Raw genomic sequence first — 19,355 nt, 5'->3', positions numbered from 1 at the left:
CCCGCTTGTCAAATCAACACAACAGGCTTTGTATTGTGAAGTTATTTCGATTTTTTGACAAATTTAGAAAGTATGGTATCTAAATTTGGCTTTCCAATCTCCTGCAAATCGTAGCGAATGCGCACGGAAGGTTTCTTAATTTTGATCAAACGCGTTAGGTCGATCGGTGTTCCAATAATAACCACATCGCACGGAACCTTATTGATTGTCGTTTCAAGGTCTTTGATCTGCTTATTTCCATAACCCATGGCCGGAAGTAGGATTCCGATGTCGGGATATTTTTTAAACGTATCCGTGATCGTGCCAACCGTATACGGGCGCGGATCGATGATCGCCTTTGCGTTGTATTTCTGCGCGGCAACCGTCCCGGCTCCAAACTTCATCTCGCCATGCGTTAATGTCGGGCCGTCTTCGACGACCAACGCTCTTTTATCTGTAATCCATTCAGGATGATCCACAAGAATTGGCGAGGCCGCATCCACGATGGTCGCAGTGGAATTGACCTGTCGAATATGATCGCGGAGCTGGTTAATAGATTTGTTATCCGCAGTATCTTCTTTATTGATGATAACTACATTAGCTAACCGTAAATTAGCTTCGCTTGGATAATAAGATAATTCATGTCCGGTCCTGAGCGGGTCGGCTACGACAATATGCAAGTCGGGCTTGTAAAACGGCATATCGTTATTGCCGCCGTCCCAGAGAATTATGTCCGCTTCTTTTTCTGCTCGTTCGATGATCGCTTTGTAATCCACGCCGGCATAGATGATTGTTCCGCTGACAATATGCGGCTCATATTCTTCAATCTCTTCAATTGTGCATTTGTGTTTTTTCAGATCGGCAATGGAGCCGTAACGCTGTACTCTTTGTTTTTCGAGATCGCCGTAGGGCATCGGGTGACGGATTGCCGCAACTTTGAGACCCATACGCTGAAGAATTCCTGATACACGCCGCGTAGTTTGGCTTTTGCCGGAACCCGTTCTGACAGCACAGATCGAAATGACCGGTTTTTTGCTTTTGATCATGGTCGACCCGGCGCCAAGCAATTTGAAATGCGCGCCAGCGGCATTGACGATGGAACTTCGTGACATGACGTAATTATATGAAACATCGCTGTAAGAAAAAACGACTTCATCTATTTTGTGTTTCTTTATCAGCGTTTCAAGATCTTTTTCCGGGAAGATCGGAATACCTTTAGGATACAGCTTTCCGGCCAGGGCGGCGGGATATTTGCGTCCGTCAATGTTGGGAATTTGATTGGCAGTGAAAGCGACCACTTCATACGTCTTGTTATCACGGTACACGACATTAAAATTATGAAAATCACGTCCCGCCGCGCCCATGATAATAGTTCTGATCCTCTGCATAAAATACCTCCATACAGGATAAAAGGGTTGTTATACTGCCCTTAGTATAATAATAAAAAGGTCAGAAAAGAATGACCAAAGTCATGTTTTAAAACATTATTTATATTGATTTAATTGTTTTTTTGATGTTTTCAACGGTTGTATTAGCGTTACCGATGAAGATATTTTGCCCAACAATAAAAACCGGTCTTTTGAGAAAAGTATATTCCTTAAGTATAAGGTCACGTTTGTCATTTTCGGTAAGATTTTTGTCTTGAAGATTCCATGCACGAAACTTCATAGAACGTTTTGTGAATAGTGCATCGTAAGATCCGGCCATTTTTTTCATTGTATCAAGCTGTTCCGGAGTGATTTTTTCTTCTTTAATATTTTGGAAAATAAAATCCTTACCGGGTTTTATTGCGGTTATGATCTTTTGGCAGGTTTTGCAGGTCGCGAGGTGGTAAATTTTTTTCATAAACTTTATTTCTCCCGGCTGTAAAAAAACTCATCCTTTCGATACTGTTTGTTGATCATGCCGTCCACGTACGCATAAAGTGAACCGTCCGGCTTCAACTGATACGTAATATTCTGCGGAAAGTCATGGTGAGGGTTTGAGAAACTGATTAACTGTTCATCTGCAGAAATGAGTTTGAAAAACACAGGTTCGTTTTTTCCGATAACCACGCGATATACAATTGCGCTGTCAATAATTTCGATCGTGACGTGTTCTGAAAATACAGTATCGCCTTTGATTATGACTGTTGCCAAACCGTCAAAAAGTTCATCACTAGTTTGTTTCCACTTTTCAAAATAAACCGAGTTGCTGTCGTGGCCCTCCCATGAACCCAATATCCATGCCATTCTTGCAAATTCCGGGCGTGGAGCTTTAGTTTCATGCTTTTTGCATGAACTGAAGGATAGAACAATGATGAGCAATACGCACACGCTTTTTTTCATAAAAACCTCACGGTTCGTTTGTTGGGTCCCATGCAACGCGGAAGTTGCAGTGGAATGAATTAAGCAGAGCCATATCTGAAGCTGATATTTCAAAATCGTATACATCGCAATTTTCACGAATTCGATCCGCGTGAGATGATTTTGGAATGACGATCAAGCCGTGCTGTAATGCCCACCGGATGAGGATTTGCGCCGAGCTTTTGTTATAACGTTTTGCAATTTCCGTCAATTTCGGATCATTCAGTTTTTTCCCCTTAGTTAACGGGCTGTATGCTTCGATTCGGATATGATGCAAATGACAAAACTCCAATAACTTCTTTTGATATAAATAGGGATGGAATTCGACCTGGTTTACGGACGGAACGATTTTGTTTTTTTGAAGTAATTCATCAATGTGACGGATCGTATAATTACTCACGCCGATAGCGCGGCATTTTCCTTCTTCGTGAAGAGTTTCCAATGCGCGCCAGCTGTCATGCCTTAGTTTTCGAACGGGAAAATGTATCAGATACAAGTCAACAAAAGATAATCCGAGTTGCTTCACACTCTCGCTGCACGCTTTGATCGTATTATCATAGCCGTGATCGTTATTCCACAGTTTGGTAGTGACAAAAATATGTTCGCGCGGTATGTTGGTTTGTTTCAAAGCCGCGGCAATGTCTTTTTCATTAGCATAAAATTTTGCCGTATCAATGTGGCGATATCCGGCATTGAGAGCATGCAAAACCGCATCCCGCGTTTCGCCGCCGGCACGGGCTTGATATACACCCAGTCCGATTGCGGGGATCAATACGCCATTGTTGAGTTTGATCTTACTTTCTATGGATAATGACATAGTTTCAGTGGTTGGTTTGCGGTAAGAGAACGTCTTTCACTATGTTATGTGCCGCTCCCAAATCAACATCGGCCGGTTGTATTATTACAGGATATTCGTCTAACGATTGAGCTAAGCTTCAGCGATTTGTTATACCGCTAATCATTTATAACAAGATACAAATTGTCTCGAAAAAGCAGTAAATTTTTATTTACACTTTCGCTGAGTTGATACCAAAATTTACAAATTACACTTTACGTTGAAGAAGCCATACAGCGCCGACAACGTCAGTTTCAAGTATTTCGCATTCTTCTTCCTGATTGCGAAGATACCAAAAAAAAGAATCGGCTAATTCGGGATGATCGTTCGCCAGCTTTTTTGCTCTCTGACGAATCATTACGGTATATTTTTTGTTCATAGTTCTCGTCTCCTCAGCGGTGAAGACTTTTTCTTTCAAAAGAATATCGCCAAAAGACGTAAGTTGTTTCACAGTCTCGCCATGCGAAACATAATGTCCATAACGTTCCTTTTCAATCTTAACGGATTCTTTAAGAAAACCGTCATCAATTAACATATACCCGCCCGGACGAATGGTGTGTCTTAGTTTTCCAACGCATTCATTGAATCCGCCGAGAACATCACCAATTGCAGCATAGATTACAATGTCAAAAATTTCATCTTTTTTGATGGATTCCCGTATGTCGCCATATTCGAAATGACATAAATCAGAAACATTATGTTCCTTTGATTTTAATTTTGCCTCTTCAAGAAAAGGTCTAAAACCGTCAATACCGAATACTTGAAAGCCGAGTTTGTGCGCCAAGGTAATAGAGACAGCGCCTTTTCCACAGCCTAGATCCAAGACACGCGTCGTCTTAGGCGAAAGATTCAAAGGTCTAAATAATTCAACAACCAAATCCGTTGAACTACCCAACTCCCATAAATCAGCAAGAAGCTCTGGGATAAAAGGTAGTAACTCCGGCTTAGCATCCAGTGATTTAGAAATTTCTATTTCAAAAATATCAAGCATTGCAAAATAGTTGGCTGTATAATGCTCAGCAGTCCGGTTGGAACTGATGTTAACCGTTGTTCTGCATCCAATCGAGTTGCAAATTGAAACGTTCTCAAGATTTATGAAAACAATATTATTGTTAAGTATCCGATAAAATACATGATGAAATTGGCGTAGTTATGTGCCACAATGGGCGCAATCAAGCTTTTGGAACGGTCGTATGCGACACTGTAAAATATACCCAAGATAAAAGCAACTATTAGTTGAGGAATGTTGTAACTGACAGCGAAAGGGTCAAAATTAAATTCCATATGTGCAAAGGTAAAAATAAGCGCTGCTATTATTCCAGCCGTAGGAATATTCAATTGTGCAATCTTAACTGAACCTTTCCATGCCTTATTCAAAAATGTTTGCAGTAGGCCACGGAAGAATATTTCTTCCGACGTTCCACTCATCAGCGCTGTAAAGGAAAACCACCCCAAAATATTAAAGGTTGTTAGCGAAAAGTTAACGGGTTCCGGTTCTCCGTTTAGAAAATTTGGGAGAAAATTCAGCGCTGTAAAAACACCGTAAACCAAAAAGAACCATAAAATGTACTTTTTAGATAAGTCCCAATTTTGCAAGTTTAAACCATAATCTTTAAAACGCCCTTTTAATATGAAAACTATAACCACCAAAGCCAAAAACATTTGTACAAAATGATGAATGTAGTCCCTAATCCAGAAGTGTTCTCTAATGTATCCCGATGGAAATAGCGGTATAACTAAAGGATTAAGAAATAGCTGTACATTGATTATTGTAATGCTGAAGTACAGAACTAACGCCAGGAACAAATTTAGCGCTTTTCTCATAGGATTTCCTATTTCAATTCTGACTCATCACAACCCGATGTAATTTTGAAAATCTATCGGGAGCGATATATCACATAACATGGTTTGACACAAGATCATGCGCGCGTTATATCACACCTTCAAAAACTAAACGAAAATACGAAGAAAATCAACGGGATTTGAACGGCACGACTGTGGTTCACCATAAATTAATCGTTGCTGTAAAATGATAAATGAAGTATATTTATGGAAAATTTGGGGGTATTAAAGGAATAATGAATTATGAGAATATTACATTGTATCATGTTACTAGTGTTGTTGTTTCCGGCAGCGAACGTGTTTTCTCAAAGCCTGTTTACCGGAAAATACTCCATGATCGTTTTGGATAACAAAGATTCTGCTAAATTTGTTCAATACAAAAACATCGTTGAAAAGACTGACGGACATGCCATTCATTGTTATCCGCCAACGATCATTCAGGGCTACCTGACCAAAGACGGCGAGAAAATGTTGCGGTCACAATCCAAAGTTATCGCGGTAACCGATACATTTTATGATGCGAAGGGTAGTTTTTCTTTCAGAGATAAAATGGTAATCAACGTATGGAATCAAAAATTTCTTGCCATGATGGCCACACGTGGTGAAGAGGACAAAAGCGGAGATAATGACCGCGCTGAAGAGAAACCGGGCAAGTATGAAACCAGCGAATATATGATGGGTAGTGTTGCCGTTGCGGTAGTGTTCGTGGAGAGCGACGGGACTTTGGAAAAGAAGACGGAACGCTGGGATGATTATTCCAAAGAGGACATGTTCTATCAGGTTCGTAAAGGGCTCGAGTGGTGGGCAGAACAGGGCGGGTATCGCGCCAGTTTATCCTGGACGTATGAATTTATGGATGTGAAAACGAAGTACGAGCCTATTACCCATTCATATAAAGACGCGGATGTATGGATCAATGACGTAGCGATAAAACTCGGCTACGGTGAAGGCGATTCGTACCGCATTTGCAATGAATTTGCCAATGATCTTCGAAACAAATACAAAACGAACTGGGCTTTTGTGGTGCTTGCGGTTCCCGCCGATAATGACGATGACGGAAATTGGAAGGAATCCGGTTCGGTTGCATGGGCCAATCTGGGCGGACCGCTTTTGGTAATGAATAACCGGTGCGACGGCTGGGGCCCCGATCAGGCGTGGGAAGTGATGGCGCACGAAACCGGACATATCTTTAACGCGCTGGATGAATATGCCGGCGCTTCCAATGCCAACGAGCGGAACGGACTATTGGGCGTAATAAATGGAAATGCGCTGGACGGCGGTTTGATCAACGAGGAATGTATCATGAAAGCGCATGGATTGAGAGCTTGTGATTTTACAAAAGGCCAAATCGGGTGGATCGATGACAATGACGACGGTATTTATATCGTAGATTATTTAAATCTTTCGAAAAATTTTAACCAGAAAATGGTCGCAAGAGAGGCTTTGAATCTAAAAGGGAAAAGCAGATTTAAGATCGACTACATGGATCCGCGTATCGAAAAAAGCAGAAAATTTTATACCGACGATTTTTCGATGAATTCCAGGGGCTGGAAAGAAGATAAATTTTCTTATGTACGAAACGGCGCTTATTCGCTGAACGGTTCATCGGCATCGCCGATCTGGCTGCCGGATACGTATGGCGATGCAAACATAGCCGTTACTACTAAGTGGGAGAGCGGTTCGAACACAGAAAGCTACGGACTGGACGTGTATTCGATGAATTCAGGTGATTTTTTTAATATCTACATTAATCATGACGGCGAATATTCGGTGAATCACGTAAAAGCGGGGGAGGCGTATTATTTGAATTGGACCAAATCCCCGGTGATCAAAGGTGAAAGCACCAATATATTAAAAGTGAAATGCCTGAAGAACAAGATTTCATTTTATATTAATGATCAACTGATCAAGACCTTTGAGGATCCGATCGCAGGTGATCGTTCGATCGGACTTGCGGTAGGATATGACGTGAGGGTCTTGTTTGACGATTTGACAATCACGAAACCATAACGAAGGCATGATCAAACAAATTCATGAATCAATTTGAGAGGGAATAAATATGGCAGAGATTCAACGCGATGTGATGGAAATGGATGTGCTTTTCGTTGGCGCCGGTCCGTCAAGCCTGGCCGGGGCTTATCATTTAGCTGATTTGATCAAGAAACATAATGACGCAATTGAAAGCGGTACCAAACAAGGACAGAAAATTCAACTGGAAAATGGGATTGGGATTCTGGAAAAAGGGAAAAATGTCGGCGATCACATGTTGTCCGGCGCCGTTATGGATCCGTCCGGGATTAAGGAACTCATACCGGATTTTATTAAAAAAGGTTTTCCTGTGGAAAGTGCAGTGACGGGAGAATCTGTTTATCTTCTCACGGAAAAAGGAAAATTAAAATTCCCCGTTCTTCCGCCGACCTTACAGAATCACGGCAATTACATCTGTTCGCTTAATAAGGTCGCTGAGTGGCTGGCGGATCAAATCGGCAAAGAATTCAGCGATACGGTTAATATTTTTCCGGAGTTTCCCGGGAAAGAAGTTTTATATAACGGTGACAAGGTCATCGGTATTCGCACCGGAGACAAAGGTATTGATCATCACGGAAATTTGAAATCCAATTTTGAGGCCGGCGTAGATATTCATGCGAAAATAACTATTTTGGGGGAAGGCCCTCGCGGGAGTTTGACCAAACAATTAGTGCCAAAGCTAAAACTCGATTCGGACCGTAACCCGCAGGTTTATGGAACCGGCGTCAAAGAAATATGGGAAATTCCGTCAGGGCGCCTGAAAAAAGGTATGGTCATTCACACGGCTGGTTGGCCCCTTTCCTCGGATCATTACGGCGGCAGCTGGATTTACATGATGAGCGATACGACTTGTTCCGTTGGATTTGTCAGCGCGCTGGATTATGCAAATCCAACATTCGATCCGCACGCCGCTTTTACAAAATTTAAGACGCATCCATATATCGCAGGCCTATTGGACGGCGGAAAAATGAGCGGTTACGGTGCGAAAACAGTTTCCGAAGGCGGATATTGGTCGATGCCGAAGCTCTACGCTGACGGCGTTATGCTGATCGGAGAATCAGGAGGATTTATAAATATCTCACGGCTGAAAGGAATTCATCTAGCTATCAAATCCGGCATGCTGGCGGCGGAAGCGGCGTTTGAAGCTCTTCAGAAACAGGATTATTCTGAATCGACTTTGAAACGATTTGATGAATTGTTCCGTGCCAGCTGGGCCTATCGTGAACTTTGGGGTTCGCGAAATTGGCGCCAAAATTTCACGGGTAGTTTCTATTCCGGGATGATCAAAGCAGGTTTGCAAATTTATCTTACCAACGGGGGCACCAAAAAACGGACATTGCTTCATGTGGACTACGAACATATGAAGAAGAAATCGGAATCGGGCTCGCCGATAACAAAAGTGAAAGCGGATGAAAAAATAACTTTTGAGAAATTAACCGATGTATATTATTCAGGAACCAAACATGAAGAAAATCAGCCCTGTCATTTAGTGATTCAACCGGACGACCTGGCAAATATTTGCAATACGCGATGTAAAGAAGAATACGGAAATCCGTGCCAGCATTTTTGTCCCGCGCAAGTTTATAATATGATAATTCCCGAAGAAGGAAAGCCCAGCCAACTTCGAATTGATTTTTCAAACTGCGTTCATTGTAAAACGTGCGATATTGCCGATCCGTATCAGGTTATCAACTGGGTCACGCCCGAAGGCGGCGGCGGGCCGATATATAAGAATATGTAGGATGTGTTTTGTTTAATAATTCTCAGATCACCAATCCCTAACAGGAGAAAACATGAATGCATGTTGGCAAGCAATAATGTTCTCCATGCTAATAATTCTACCTCTTTATTCTCAAACGAATATCAAAGATAAGATCAAAATTCCAGACTCTACAACGGTTCAGATATTGACAACTACCGACGGATCGACTTTAAACGGCAGAATTATTGAAATTAATGAGGCTGATATCAGATTTGAATCCAACGTTGGAATTGTCCAGATTCCCATTCAGAAGATCAAGGACATAAAAGAGATATTAACTAAGTCCATCCACAATGGTGAATACTGGTTTCCTAATCCAAATTCGACGCGTCTCTATATTGCGCCAACCGGGCGAATGTTAAAAAGCGGAGAGGGTTACTTTCAGAATATTTATATATTCTTTATTGGGGGTGCTTTTGGAATTACCAATAATATTACCATGGGAGGCGGTATATCCATTTTTCCAGGTGCTCCTGAGCAAGTTTATTATTTAACGCCTAAAGTCGGTTTTCAAGTAGCCAAGAGTGTCAATGTTGCCGTCGGTACACTGCTAATGGGTGCGACCGGTGGTGGTGAAACAATTGGAATTCACTATGGAGTTGGAAGTATCGGTAATTCTGATGGAAGTGTAACAGCGGGTCTTGGTTGGGGCTATTCAGGTTCACACGTAGCCGACAAACCGATTATAATGCTCGGTGCCGAGAAACGGCTTACACGGCGTACCGCTTTCGTAACGGAAAACTGGATAGTACCGAATAGTGATGGCAGTTTTTTGTCATTTGGTCTTAGATTTTTTGGTGAAGGATTAGCTATTGATCTGGCCTTCATTCGTCCAACAGGTGTCAACGGAGATGTAGGTATTGGTATTCCATACGTAGATTTTGTAATAAATCTCAAGTAGTATATTTTAGCTTATTGTTTAACATTCAGCATCAGGTGATGATTGTTTTTACAATTGCATAAACAAAGGAGTCTCTTCCATGTTCCGTTTTTTTCAAAAATATAATCATGTAAGCGTATTCTTTTTACGAATGGGTGTAGCTATGATCTTCGTTTTTCATGGATACAATAAACTCTTCGGACCCGGCGCCCCGCAAAAGATGATCGATTATCTTACAAAAATAAACTTCCCATTTCCCGTTGGTTGCGCTTATTTGGCCGGCGGCGTGGAGTTTTTTGGAGGTATAATGATCGGCCTTGGATTATTGACGCGCCAGGCCAGCCTTGGCGTGATCATCGTGATGATGGTAGCGGTCTTCTTTGTTCATCGTAACGATCCCTACCGCGAAATGGAGCATGCCGTTCAGATGCTGGTTTTATCGATGGGGACTCTTTACAGCGGCAGCGGAAGTTTTTCATTGGAGAATCTGGTAAAAAAACACGGAGACTGATATGACGTTTAGTGAGGTAAGAAAAATGTGTGAAGACATTCAGTATTACGCGAGTCATAAATTAAAACCCGACGATGAATATGAGTTTAGGAAGTTGTATAATCGCGTTAAAGACGAGGAAGACCTGGATTCCATGTCATTGAAAAAATTACAGGCTATTTACGATAAATATCTAAAGAACTAGGACACGCTTTTGTTGAGCAATTTTTAAGGAGGATAAAATCATGCTGGTAGTAACGACCCCGAATATTGAAGGGAAACGCATCACTAAATATTACGGTTTAGTCAGCGGCGAAGCCATTTTAGGAGCAAATATTTTTAGAGATTTCTTCGCCGGAATTCGTGACATTGTCGGCGGTCGATCGGCGTCATACGAGGAAGAACTCAGGAAAGCAAAAGCGATTGCCGTAAAAGAGATGGAAGACCAGGCACAGGCCATGGGCGCAAATGCCGTCGTTGCCGTGGATATCGACTACGAGACCATCGGCCAAAGTATGTTAATGGTTACGGCCTGCGGTACCGGCGTTCATTTTGAATAAACCAAAGGTATGTATGTTTACGGGACTAATCGAAGATGTAGGGAAAATTACAGCCGTCAAAAAAATCGGCGACGGCGTTCGGTTTTCAATTTCATCGAACAAACTTAACGATCTTAAAATCGATGACAGTATTGCCGTTAACGGATGCTGTCTCACGGCGGTTGCCGTTCAATCCCATATCTTCGATGTAGAAGCTGTGGAAGAGACTTTAAAAAAAACAACTTTAAGCGGTTTCGGTATTGGAACTGAAGTTAATCTGGAACGCGCCATGCGTTTGTCTGACCGTCTTGGGGGGCATCTTGTGCTCGGCCACGTTGATGGCGTTGGCCGCATTCTTTCGATAGAAGAACGTAGCACGAGTTGGTGGGTGACTGTAGAAATTCCGCCCGAATTGGAGCGTTATTTAATCCACGTAGGATCCATAGCCATGGACGGAATCAGCCTTACGATTGCGGAACTCGAGGGAAACAATGTATCCGTATCGATTATTCCGCACACATGGGCTGTCACGACTTTAGCGCAACGGCACGCCGGCGAATTAGTCAATATTGAAGTTGACATGATAGGAAAATATGTTGACAAACTATTGTCACGTAAAGCAGAAGCTGACACGCCTTCACGTATTACTGAGGAATTTCTTAAAGAAAAAGGATTCATACATGTATAAATTCAACTCCATCGATGAGGCGATCGACGATTATAAAGCAGGTAAGATTTTAATTGTCGTCGATGATGAAGATCGTGAAAATGAGGGTGATTTTATTCTGGCTGCTGAACGCGTTACACCGGAGTCGATAAACTTTATGGCCAAACACGGCCGCGGCTTGATCTGCATGGCTATATCAAAACAGCGCGCGCAGGAATTGAATCTCAATATTATGGTTGATAATAACACGGCACTGCACGCAACACCGTTTACCGTGACGATCGATGCGAAACGGGGCACGTCGACCGGCATTTCAGCGGCGGATCGCGCGTTAACCATCCGCACGGTGATAGACCATCAGACGCAGCCGCATGATCTTGCCAGGCCCGGTCATATTTTTCCGTTGGTGGCACGCGACGGCGGCGTGCTGGAAAGGTCAGGCCATACGGAAGCGACAGTCGATCTCGCGCGCCTTGCAGGGCTTTATCCGGCGGGCGTGTTATGTGAGATCATGGATGAAGACGGATCTATGGCGCGCGTCCCCCGTCTGATCGAAATGGCAAAAGAATTCAATCTGAAGATCATCACGATCAAAGATCTTATTCATCAACGTCTGCACAAAGAAAAATTTGTCCGCTCCATCGCAACGGACATTGAATTGCCCTCCCTTTACGGGAAATTTAACGTGCGCGTGTACGAAAATATTCTGAACGGCGATCAACATCTCGCAATAACGAAAGGCAACATTCACACGAGCGAACCCATACTTGTTCGGGTACATGCGCAGTGCCTGATGGGCGACGTATTCGGATCGGCCTATTATTCGCAGTCATCGCACATTGCTAATTGTCTGGACATGATAGAGAAAGAAGGGCGGGGAATCCTACTATATCTGCAGGGGGATGACGGTCGCGGCCTTGGATTATTTCCATTTGAAGAGGAGCCGGCGCTGGATAGTCATCACACGCACGACACGAATAAAGACTGGAGAACTTTGGGCGTAGGGTCGCAAATTCTCGTCGATCTTGGGATCAAGAAAATTCGTTTGCTGACAAACAATGATAAAAAATACGTCGGATTGGACGGATACGGTTTGGAAATCGTTGAATCGGTACCGATCACGTCAAGGCAAAAGGAACAATTCTAGGTCACTTAAAATATTTTTTTTCAGTATTGGTAATCTTGTCAATTCTTGACTGATGCCGGCCGCCGGCAAATTCTGTTTTAAGCCACACGTCCACAATTTGATCTGCCAAAAGTTCACCGATCATCTTGCCGCCTAAGGTCAAGACATTGGCATTATTATGTTCACGGCTATTCACAGCCGTTGTAAGATCGTAGCACATGGCGGCACGTACATGGGGAACTTTATTTGCTGTCATGCAGGAACCTATACCGGCGCCGTCGATCATAATGCCTTTTACGCAGTCGCCGTCCGAAACTAAAAGCGCTACCGCGTGCGCAAAATCGGGATAGTCAACGGCCTGATTTGAATTAGTTCCAACATCAATGATCTGGAAATTCAAATCTCTCAAGGTTTTTTTGATGTGTTCTTTTAATGCATACCCGCCATGATCAGAACCGATAGCAATTTTGTTGTCAGCCCCGGGTTTAAGAGGCGATGAGGGATCCCATGTTTTATTTTCTTCGGTAGTAATGAATCGGAGTCCCAGTTGCTTGGCTTTGTCTCTGGCAAGCGCGGTGATCATGGCTTTTTTCGGCACCTCCATCGTTTTTTGAAAACGGGCCGTTTCAATAACCATTTTTTCTGTGATAAGTTTTTGTGCCATCAGAGATTCCGGTAATTATTTTATTTCGTAATAATACGAATTGAATTACACTTTTTCAACTAAAAGAGTTAAGTCCATCGAAGGAGCGGAATGCGTAAGCGCGCCAACGGAGATAAAATCAACGCCGGTCTCGGCAATCATCTGGACGGTCGCAAGCGAAACGCCTCCGGATGCTTCGACTTCACATTTCCGGTTAATCAGCTTAACTGCTTCCTTCATTTGTTCCGGGTTCATATTATCGAGCATGATGCGCTGAATCGGGAATTGAAGGGCTTCATTAACTTCATCCAGATTTTTCGTTTCGACTTCTATACGGCAGCGAAGTTTTCGTTCGTTGTTATAGCGAATCGCGTTTTCTATTGCTGAAGGGATGCTCCCGGACGCCGTTATATGATTATCTTTTATCAAGAACATGTCATACAAACCCATACGGTGATTAGAACCGCCGCCGGTTCGCACGGCGTATTTTTCAAGTTCACGCCAAACCGGCGTCGTTTTTCGCGTGTCGATAATCTTCGCTGATGTATGCTTTATTAAATCAACGTATCGACGCGTCAGCGTTGCAATCCCGCTCATACGCTGCAGAAAGTTCAGTGCCGTTCGTTCCGCCGTAAGAATGGATTGCATCGGACCTTCGAAAGAAACACAGACTTGATTCACTGCCAGCATTTGCCCGTCCTCGAAATGCCACTTACATTTGATAGAGGCATCTGTTTGTCTGAATACTTCAGTGAACACTTTCATTCCGCACAAAATGCCCGCTGCTTTTGCCTTAACCATTCCTTTGCCGTTAAGCGACGAAGGAATCGTGGATAAGGTCGTGATGTCGCCACGTCCGATATCTTCCTTTAGGCTAAGGGCAATAAGGCTTTTGATGTTATCGGATAATTCCATACCCGTACTATTTTAGTTGTAAAATGTAAAAATCGCCCAATTTCAGCATCTTGTTTTTTTTTCGTATCGTGTCATCAGTATGCCCCAGAATATGAAGAAATCCGTGCGCGGCGAGCCTCAGAATTTCGTTAGAGAGCGGAACGTTGAATTCCCGCGCCTGCGTCACGGCTTTATCCAATCCGATATAAATCTCACCCTCAAGAGATCTTTCCGACGAGAGATTAAACGAAATAACATCCGTAGCATAATCGTGTTTTAGAAAACGTTTATTAATACGGCGCATGGCGGCGTTGCTCAGGAAGACGATAGACAAACTGTTCGGCAATTTTCCGTTTTCAGCCCGCGATATAAGCCGGATGAGTTTTTTTATTTTAATTGTAGGAATAGAATGCTTTTTTTGAGAAGCGAAAATCTGAATGGACATGATTTATTCCATAAACTGCGGTTCGGATTCGGTAATCGGCATAATTTGACTTTGCCCGGGGTATTCGACACGAACATGATAAATGCCAAGCAAGATCGGTATGAAAGCTTCTTCAATTTTCTTGAGATCACCGATGCTGAGTTCGCATTCATTTAATTCGCCGTCCTGAAGCCTGCTTTCAATAATGGATCTTACCATGGCGCGAATTTTTGCAGCCGTCGGTTCCTTGATGGAATGCGTCGCGGCTTCTACTCCGTCTGCCAACATAATGATGCCCGATTCTTTTGTTTTCGGTTTTGGGCCAGGGTAACGGAAATCGGATTCAGCAATCTCTTCTTCCGGTAATTTAGTTTCCATAGCCTTATGGTAAAAATAACTCATCAATTGGTTGCCGTGATGTTCCGGAATATAACTGCGAATCAGTTTAGGCAGTTTGCTTTTTTCTGCAAGTTCCAAACCCACTTTAATATGGGATGCAAGAATCAGTGCGCTCATTTTGGGTGCAATAGTCTCGTGTTTGTTGTGTCCGGCCATTTGGTTTTCAGCAAAATATTCCGGCATATCCATTTTACCTATATCATGGTACAAGGAGCCGACTCTTGCCAGTAATGAATTGGCGTCAATCGCTTCCGCCGCCGTCTTAGCAAGATTTCCAACGATAATACTGTGATGATACGTTCCCGGCGCCTTGATGGCCAGTTGTTGCTGCAGCGGATGATTGGAATCGGATAATTCCAGTAAAGTAAATGTTGTGCAAACGTCAAAAAGCGACTCGAACAATACGAGACAACCGAATGCGACCAGCATAGAGAAAATTCCGCTGGCAACGGCATAGGGGAGTTGGTGAGTTAATGCTTCAGAGAATTCAGAATATTTAACAAAACTCATAGTGACCAGAATAAAAGCGTACGCAAGCGAGACCCAAAGCAACGAAGTAAAAATATGGCTTCGCCGGCTGAAATTGACGACCGTCACACACGCTATGGTTCCGACAAATACGAGTACGATGGCGGTCGTATATTCGTAGCCCTGCATCGCGCCGATTAGAAATCCGATGGAAACCGTTGCAATCAGTCCCAGCCTAACATCAAACAGGACAGTCAATAGAACCGAACTGAGCACGATCGGGATCACGTATACTGGAAAATTAAGAATATGTATGAATATGTAATAAAAGCCTATTTCGATAAGAATGATTGAAACGAGAAGCGCCAGCTTTCTTACGCTGTTCAAAATATCAGGCCGGTTCAGATAAATGTAGCTGAGTAGAAAGAAAAGCAGGGAAAACACAAGCAGGCCGCGGCCGATATAAGGCAGAATAATGCCCACGCCGCCTTCCATATTTATTTTTTCTGCCCAGGTTGATTCCAGCGATATCAGTTGCTGATGTATCTTTGGCGTGATGGTTTCGTTTTTCCTCACAATAACGTCACCGGCAAGTACAAAACCATAGGTTTGAGGAACCGAAGTAGACGCTTCCTTTTTGCGGCGCTTGGTTTCTTCGCCGTTGCTGATAACGTTTGGAACTAAAAAGTGCGTCAGAATTTCATAACCTGCATTGATTAATTTTGGATCGGCGTAATAATTTTTAAGCAAATCCTGAATACGGTAACGCGCCTCTTCCATGTCATTGATGTTCTTAACAAATTCTGTCGATTCCTGTTTTCCTGTCCTGACGTTAATCGGTGAAATCGGGCTTTTAAAATTATTTTTTTCGACGTCCATAATACCCAAAACAAATTGATCCAAAAGGATAGTCGAAAGATCGGATGCAAATTCCGTAAACTGGGTATGGGTCATTGTCTTGCCAAGCGTAATTTTCCGTAAACTTCGTGCCGAGTCCTTTTTTACCTTTTCATAAGCTTCGGATCCGCTCGGGTCGCGATTGATCAAAAATTGCCAACGGTCTTCGAGAATATTAAAACCGAATCTCTTGTTGATGGCGTTTTTCAATGAGTCGTAGGACTGCGGAATATAGTTTTGCTTTTTCCCTTCGACGTCGGTGTATTCAAACGGCTTTGGCGAAAGGCGCAGTTGCCGGATATAACCCATTAACTCGTCGAGATTTGCTTCTTGAACCTGAGCGACATTTGAGTTTTTGTCGAACAATGGGGCGATCAAATTTTCCGCTTCTTTGCGTTCATCCGCCAATTGCTCTTTACTTTTATAAACCGGAAAGGTCAATGGCGCGCGAACTTCATCGGGCGAGATCGTGCCTACCTTATATTCCGTGTAACGTGTAAATTCACTTCCGGGAAATAACAATACGCATCCGATGATCAAAGTGAAAAGCAGAAGCACTTTGACTGCAAAATGTTTTTTCCCAAGAATAAATTTCGCAAAAATGATCGGCGAGTGTTTAAAAATGGTCTGCAGGGGATGTCGCTGGGTATTTCGCACATTAAACCTATTCATGTATATCTCTCAGTATTTCGCGCGCGATGACCAGCCTCTGAATTTCGGAGGTTCCTTCTCCGATTTCACAAACTTTTGCATCGCGAAAATAACGTTCAACCGGATAGTCGGATGTATAACCAACGCCTCCAAGGATCTGGATCGCTTTGGTCGTGGCTTGCATAGCCAGTTCAGAGGTTTGTAACTTTGCCATTGCCGCTTCTTTGGTAAATGGCATACCGGCGTCTTTCTTACGTGCGGCATGTAAAACAAGATGCCATCCGCATTCAATGGCCAAAGCCAGATCAGCCAGGTAGAATTGTATCGCCTGGTTGTCTGCAATGGGTTTGTCAAATTGCATCCTTTTCTTTGCATACTTCAGAGCTTCGTCGTATGCGCCAATGGCAATACCAAGAGATAATGCTGCCATGCCAACTCTGCCGCCGTCCAATACTTTCAAAAATCCTTTTAATCCCTCGCCTTCGCGGCCGAGCAAATTTTCTTTGGGAACCGGCATATTTTCAAAATGCAGCATACGCGTATCCGATGCGCGCCAGCCCATTTTATTTTCCTTTTTACCGACTATAAATCCAGGAAATGATTTTTCGACTATAAAAGAGCTTATTCCGCCTTTTCCTTTGGTTTTGTCCGTTACCGCGGTAACTACAAAAATATCGGCGTATCCGGCGCTGGTTATAAATATTTTGGAACCATTGACGACATAATGATCGCCCTGCAACTCCGCCGTGGTCTTTGTTCCGCCGGCATCACTTCCCGCACCGGGCTCCGTTAATCCAAACGAAGCCAGTTTTTGCCCTTTCGCGCCCGGCGTCAAATACTGTTTCTTTTGTTCCTCGGTGCCCAACAGCCACAGCGGGCCGCATCCAATACCGGTATGGGCGGCTAATGTGATGCCGTGCGATGCACACACTTTTGAAAGTTCGATCACCGCAAGAACGTAAGCGACGGAGGTCATCTCCAACCCGCCGAATTTTTTCGGGTATGGAATACCCATCCATCCCTTTTGCGCCATACGCCGGATATTATCAAGTGGAAATTCAGAGCGCGCGTCCATATCGGCTGCAACAGGCCGAATATAAGTATCTGCAAAAATACGAACATCGTCGCGAAGGCCTATTTCCGCCTGCGTAAATTCAAATGGCAGATTCGAACTCATCCATTACCGCATTTCTTTTTTATTTCAATTCCGATATTAGCTTAAACAAAATATACTTAGATGCTCCGCGAGAATCAAGATGATTTCAGATTCCCCTAAACACAAAAACCGCTCCGGTGCGACGGAGCGGTTTTTGGAAAGTTATACTTGTTGTCAGGCACTTTCAGTGCAGCGGTTAGATCCTTTAAATAGAATTGATTATAATAATTTTAGTCTCGATATCAAATATGGGAACGATTCACTTACTACGCGTTCAAGCTACCATTACTCCAACACGTATTCGAAACGATTAGTATTGAATGTTGACAAACTTAAGCGACTTGTGCCATCGCGCCTTGTAATTTGCTGACCAGTTGCGTTTTTGGAACGGCGCCGACGATCTTATCAACCAGCTTGCCGTGATTGAAAAATAAAATGCTCGGAATACTCATGATGCCGTATTTCGATGCGACTCCGGGATTGGCGTCTACGTCAATTTTGCATATTTTCGCTTGTCCGTCGTATTCCTTCGCCATTTCTTCAACGACCGGAGCAATCATGCGGCACGGCGCGCACCAGGTTGCCCAAAAATCAACCATAACCGCTTTACCGGATTTAATTACTTCATTTTCGAAATTGTCGTCGCTCAAAATTACCGGATGACTCATTGTATATTCTCCTTGAGTTAATGAAATCGATTGTTTGTAGAAGGCAGTTGTTTAACGTTATCGTTCGTAATTTATTCCGCCATCTCTTTTTTCGTTCCAATCATCGTTTGCGTTTCCTCTTCATCAGCCTGAACTTGTTCTTTACCGTGTTTAGTAAACATTACAAAGGCGCTCATCACGATCATGCCTAATACAACGGATGAATCGGCAACATTAAATACCGGCCACCTCTGCATGCCAAACAAATCAGGTATATCCACGTCCATGAAATCGACTACCCGGCCAAAAGTTACCCGGTCGATCAGATTGCCGACCGCGCCGCCAAGAATCAACGCGAGAGAAACACGGTACATCCGGCGTTCATGACGCATGCGGTAAATATACCATATCAGCCCAATGGAAGCAAGAATGGATACTATCGAAAAAAACCATCTGCTCCAAAACGGATGCGTTTCAAAAAAACGGATACCAAAAGCCATACCCGGATTTTCCAAATAAGTAAGTTGAACCGTTGTTCCGATCAATGAAATGGAATCATGAAGGTTCATCCAGTGTTTCACCATCCACTTGGTGATTTGATCAAAAATAATGATCCAAAATGCGAGCCAGTATATTTTCAAAGGCCGTTCCTGTTAGTGGTTATTATATTCAGAGTGAGAGTC

At 43.2% G+C, this 19,355-nt stretch carries 21 protein-coding genes; 8 read left to right on the top strand and 13 right to left on the bottom strand.

What is annotated here, in order from left to right:
* Nucleotides 1-41 precede the first annotated feature (41 nt).
* The 6 genes from F9K33_11520 to F9K33_11495 all read right to left on the bottom strand — a co-directional run bounded on the left by F9K33_11520 (nt 42) and on the right by F9K33_11495 (nt 4,983).
* On the bottom strand, nt 42-1,367 hold the full coding sequence (locus tag F9K33_11520; GenBank protein KAB2878877.1) for a GTPase: 1,326 nt from the start codon (nt 1,365-1,367) through the stop codon (nt 42-44).
* Nucleotides 1,368-1,467: 100 nt separating this feature from the next.
* The gene (locus tag F9K33_11515) at nt 1,468-1,824 is read right to left on the bottom strand and encodes a hypothetical protein (GenBank protein KAB2878876.1); all 357 of its coding nucleotides are present in this window, start codon (nt 1,822-1,824) and stop codon (nt 1,468-1,470) included.
* Nucleotides 1,825-1,829: 5 nt separating this feature from the next.
* Nucleotides 1,830-2,306, bottom strand: coding sequence for a hypothetical protein (locus F9K33_11510; protein ID KAB2878875.1), 477 nt, complete (start codon nt 2,304-2,306; stop codon nt 1,830-1,832).
* 7 nt (nt 2,307-2,313) lie between these two features.
* Nucleotides 2,314-3,141: an aldo/keto reductase gene (locus F9K33_11505; GenBank protein ID KAB2878874.1), complete on the bottom strand. Its 828-nt coding sequence runs from the start codon at nt 3,139-3,141 to the stop codon at nt 2,314-2,316.
* Between the two features lie 226 nt (nt 3,142-3,367).
* Nucleotides 3,368-4,150 carry a class I SAM-dependent methyltransferase gene (locus F9K33_11500; GenBank protein KAB2878873.1) on the bottom strand — a complete coding sequence of 261 codons (783 nt, stop codon included), beginning with the start codon at nt 4,148-4,150 and terminating at the stop codon, nt 3,368-3,370.
* Between the two features lie 101 nt (nt 4,151-4,251).
* Complete coding sequence (locus tag F9K33_11495; protein KAB2878872.1) at nt 4,252-4,983, bottom strand: CPBP family intramembrane metalloprotease; 732 nt, start codon at nt 4,981-4,983, stop codon at nt 4,252-4,254.
* A gap of 261 nt (nt 4,984-5,244) precedes the next feature.
* On the opposite strand from F9K33_11495, the gene F9K33_11490 reads away from it, so the two are divergent.
* The 8 genes from F9K33_11490 (at nt 5,245) to ribB (ending at nt 12,514) form a co-directional block, all read left to right on the top strand.
* A complete protein-coding gene (locus F9K33_11490; GenBank protein KAB2878871.1) occupies nt 5,245-7,011 on the top strand; it encodes a hypothetical protein in 1,767 nt (588 codons plus the stop codon).
* 49 nt (nt 7,012-7,060) lie between these two features.
* Nucleotides 7,061-8,770, top strand: a complete 1,710-nt coding sequence (locus tag F9K33_11485; protein ID KAB2878870.1) for an electron transfer flavoprotein-ubiquinone oxidoreductase — start codon at nt 7,061-7,063, stop codon at nt 8,768-8,770.
* Between the two features lie 52 nt (nt 8,771-8,822).
* Entirely contained in the window at nt 8,823-9,692 is an 870-nt protein-coding gene (locus tag F9K33_11480) for a hypothetical protein (protein ID KAB2878869.1), read from the top strand.
* Between the two features lie 79 nt (nt 9,693-9,771).
* On the top strand, nt 9,772-10,182 hold the full coding sequence (locus F9K33_11475; GenBank protein KAB2878868.1) for a DoxX family protein: 411 nt from the start codon (nt 9,772-9,774) through the stop codon (nt 10,180-10,182).
* A gap of 1 nt (nt 10,183) precedes the next feature.
* Nucleotides 10,184-10,366, top strand: coding sequence for a hypothetical protein (locus F9K33_11470; protein KAB2878867.1), 183 nt, complete (start codon nt 10,184-10,186; stop codon nt 10,364-10,366).
* Between the two features lie 40 nt (nt 10,367-10,406).
* Nucleotides 10,407-10,721, top strand: coding sequence for a heavy metal-binding domain-containing protein (locus tag F9K33_11465; GenBank protein ID KAB2878866.1), 315 nt, complete (start codon nt 10,407-10,409; stop codon nt 10,719-10,721).
* A gap of 13 nt (nt 10,722-10,734) precedes the next feature.
* Nucleotides 10,735-11,388, top strand: coding sequence for a riboflavin synthase (locus tag F9K33_11460; GenBank protein ID KAB2878897.1), 654 nt, complete (start codon nt 10,735-10,737; stop codon nt 11,386-11,388).
* Complete coding sequence (gene ribB, locus F9K33_11455) at nt 11,294-12,514, top strand: 3,4-dihydroxy-2-butanone-4-phosphate synthase (GenBank protein KAB2878865.1); 1,221 nt, start codon at nt 11,294-11,296, stop codon at nt 12,512-12,514. Before F9K33_11460 ends, ribB begins: the two co-directional genes overlap by 95 nt.
* A 1-nt stretch (nt 12,515) precedes the next feature.
* Here ribB and rpiB read toward each other — a convergent pair whose 3' ends face one another.
* The 7 genes from rpiB to lspA all read right to left on the bottom strand — a co-directional run bounded on the left by rpiB (nt 12,516) and on the right by lspA (nt 19,313).
* Nucleotides 12,516-13,076, bottom strand: a complete 561-nt coding sequence (rpiB, locus tag F9K33_11450; protein KAB2878896.1) for a ribose 5-phosphate isomerase B — start codon at nt 13,074-13,076, stop codon at nt 12,516-12,518.
* Between the two features lie 126 nt (nt 13,077-13,202).
* Nucleotides 13,203-14,051, bottom strand: coding sequence for a carboxylating nicotinate-nucleotide diphosphorylase (gene nadC / locus F9K33_11445; GenBank protein KAB2878864.1), 849 nt, complete (start codon nt 14,049-14,051; stop codon nt 13,203-13,205).
* Between the two features lie 7 nt (nt 14,052-14,058).
* Nucleotides 14,059-14,475 carry an rRNA maturation RNase YbeY gene (gene ybeY, locus F9K33_11440; GenBank protein ID KAB2878863.1) on the bottom strand — a complete coding sequence of 139 codons (417 nt, stop codon included), beginning with the start codon at nt 14,473-14,475 and terminating at the stop codon, nt 14,059-14,061.
* Nucleotides 14,476-14,478: 3 nt separating this feature from the next.
* Nucleotides 14,479-16,890, bottom strand: coding sequence for an HDIG domain-containing protein (locus F9K33_11435; GenBank protein KAB2878862.1), 2,412 nt, complete (start codon nt 16,888-16,890; stop codon nt 14,479-14,481).
* Nucleotides 16,883-18,046, bottom strand: a complete 1,164-nt coding sequence (locus F9K33_11430) for an acyl-CoA dehydrogenase (GenBank protein KAB2878861.1) — start codon at nt 18,044-18,046, stop codon at nt 16,883-16,885. Before F9K33_11430 ends, F9K33_11435 begins: the two co-directional genes overlap by 8 nt.
* 311 nt (nt 18,047-18,357) lie before the next feature.
* On the bottom strand, nt 18,358-18,693 hold the full coding sequence (gene trxA, locus F9K33_11425; GenBank protein KAB2878860.1) for a thioredoxin: 336 nt from the start codon (nt 18,691-18,693) through the stop codon (nt 18,358-18,360).
* A 71-nt stretch (nt 18,694-18,764) separates the two neighbouring features.
* Nucleotides 18,765-19,313 (bottom strand): signal peptidase II, encoded by a 549-nt coding sequence (lspA, locus tag F9K33_11420; protein KAB2878859.1) that lies wholly within the window; start codon nt 19,311-19,313, stop codon nt 18,765-18,767.
* Between the last annotated feature and the right edge of the window lie 42 nt (nt 19,314-19,355).

This window comes from bacterium, from assembly GCA_008933615.1.
Classification (GTDB): domain Bacteria; phylum CLD3; class CLD3; order SB21; family SB21; genus SB21.
This window is presented reverse-complemented; position numbering and strand designations above follow the sequence as displayed.

Excerpts from the sequence above, each read along its gene's own strand:
- F9K33_11520 (KAB2878877.1), bottom strand. The coding sequence starts at position 1,367 with ATGCAGAGGATCAGAACTATTATCATGGGCGCGGCGGGACGTGATTTT.
- F9K33_11515 (KAB2878876.1), bottom strand. The coding sequence starts at position 1,824 with ATGAAAAAAATTTACCACCTCGCGACCTGCAAAACCTGCCAAAAGATC.
- F9K33_11510 (KAB2878875.1), bottom strand. The coding sequence starts at position 2,306 with ATGAAAAAAAGCGTGTGCGTATTGCTCATCATTGTTCTATCCTTCAGT.
- F9K33_11505 (KAB2878874.1), bottom strand. The coding sequence starts at position 3,141 with ATGTCATTATCCATAGAAAGTAAGATCAAACTCAACAATGGCGTATTG.
- F9K33_11500 (KAB2878873.1), bottom strand. The coding sequence starts at position 4,150 with ATGCTTGATATTTTTGAAATAGAAATTTCTAAATCACTGGATGCTAAG.
- F9K33_11495 (KAB2878872.1), bottom strand. The coding sequence starts at position 4,983 with ATGAGAAAAGCGCTAAATTTGTTCCTGGCGTTAGTTCTGTACTTCAGC.
- F9K33_11490 (KAB2878871.1), top strand. The coding sequence starts at position 5,245 with ATGAGAATATTACATTGTATCATGTTACTAGTGTTGTTGTTTCCGGCA.
- F9K33_11485 (KAB2878870.1), top strand. The coding sequence starts at position 7,061 with ATGGCAGAGATTCAACGCGATGTGATGGAAATGGATGTGCTTTTCGTT.
- F9K33_11480 (KAB2878869.1), top strand. The coding sequence starts at position 8,823 with ATGAATGCATGTTGGCAAGCAATAATGTTCTCCATGCTAATAATTCTA.
- F9K33_11475 (KAB2878868.1), top strand. The coding sequence starts at position 9,772 with ATGTTCCGTTTTTTTCAAAAATATAATCATGTAAGCGTATTCTTTTTA.
- F9K33_11470 (KAB2878867.1), top strand. The coding sequence starts at position 10,184 with ATGACGTTTAGTGAGGTAAGAAAAATGTGTGAAGACATTCAGTATTAC.
- F9K33_11465 (KAB2878866.1), top strand. The coding sequence starts at position 10,407 with ATGCTGGTAGTAACGACCCCGAATATTGAAGGGAAACGCATCACTAAA.
- F9K33_11460 (KAB2878897.1), top strand. The coding sequence starts at position 10,735 with ATGTTTACGGGACTAATCGAAGATGTAGGGAAAATTACAGCCGTCAAA.
- ribB (KAB2878865.1), top strand. The coding sequence starts at position 11,294 with ATGTTGACAAACTATTGTCACGTAAAGCAGAAGCTGACACGCCTTCAC.
- rpiB (KAB2878896.1), bottom strand. The coding sequence starts at position 13,076 with ATGATCACCGCGCTTGCCAGAGACAAAGCCAAGCAACTGGGACTCCGA.
- nadC (KAB2878864.1), bottom strand. The coding sequence starts at position 14,051 with ATGGAATTATCCGATAACATCAAAAGCCTTATTGCCCTTAGCCTAAAG.
- ybeY (KAB2878863.1), bottom strand. The coding sequence starts at position 14,475 with ATGTCCATTCAGATTTTCGCTTCTCAAAAAAAGCATTCTATTCCTACA.
- F9K33_11435 (KAB2878862.1), bottom strand. The coding sequence starts at position 16,890 with ATGAATAGGTTTAATGTGCGAAATACCCAGCGACATCCCCTGCAGACC.
- F9K33_11430 (KAB2878861.1), bottom strand. The coding sequence starts at position 18,046 with ATGAGTTCGAATCTGCCATTTGAATTTACGCAGGCGGAAATAGGCCTT.
- trxA (KAB2878860.1), bottom strand. The coding sequence starts at position 18,693 with ATGAGTCATCCGGTAATTTTGAGCGACGACAATTTCGAAAATGAAGTA.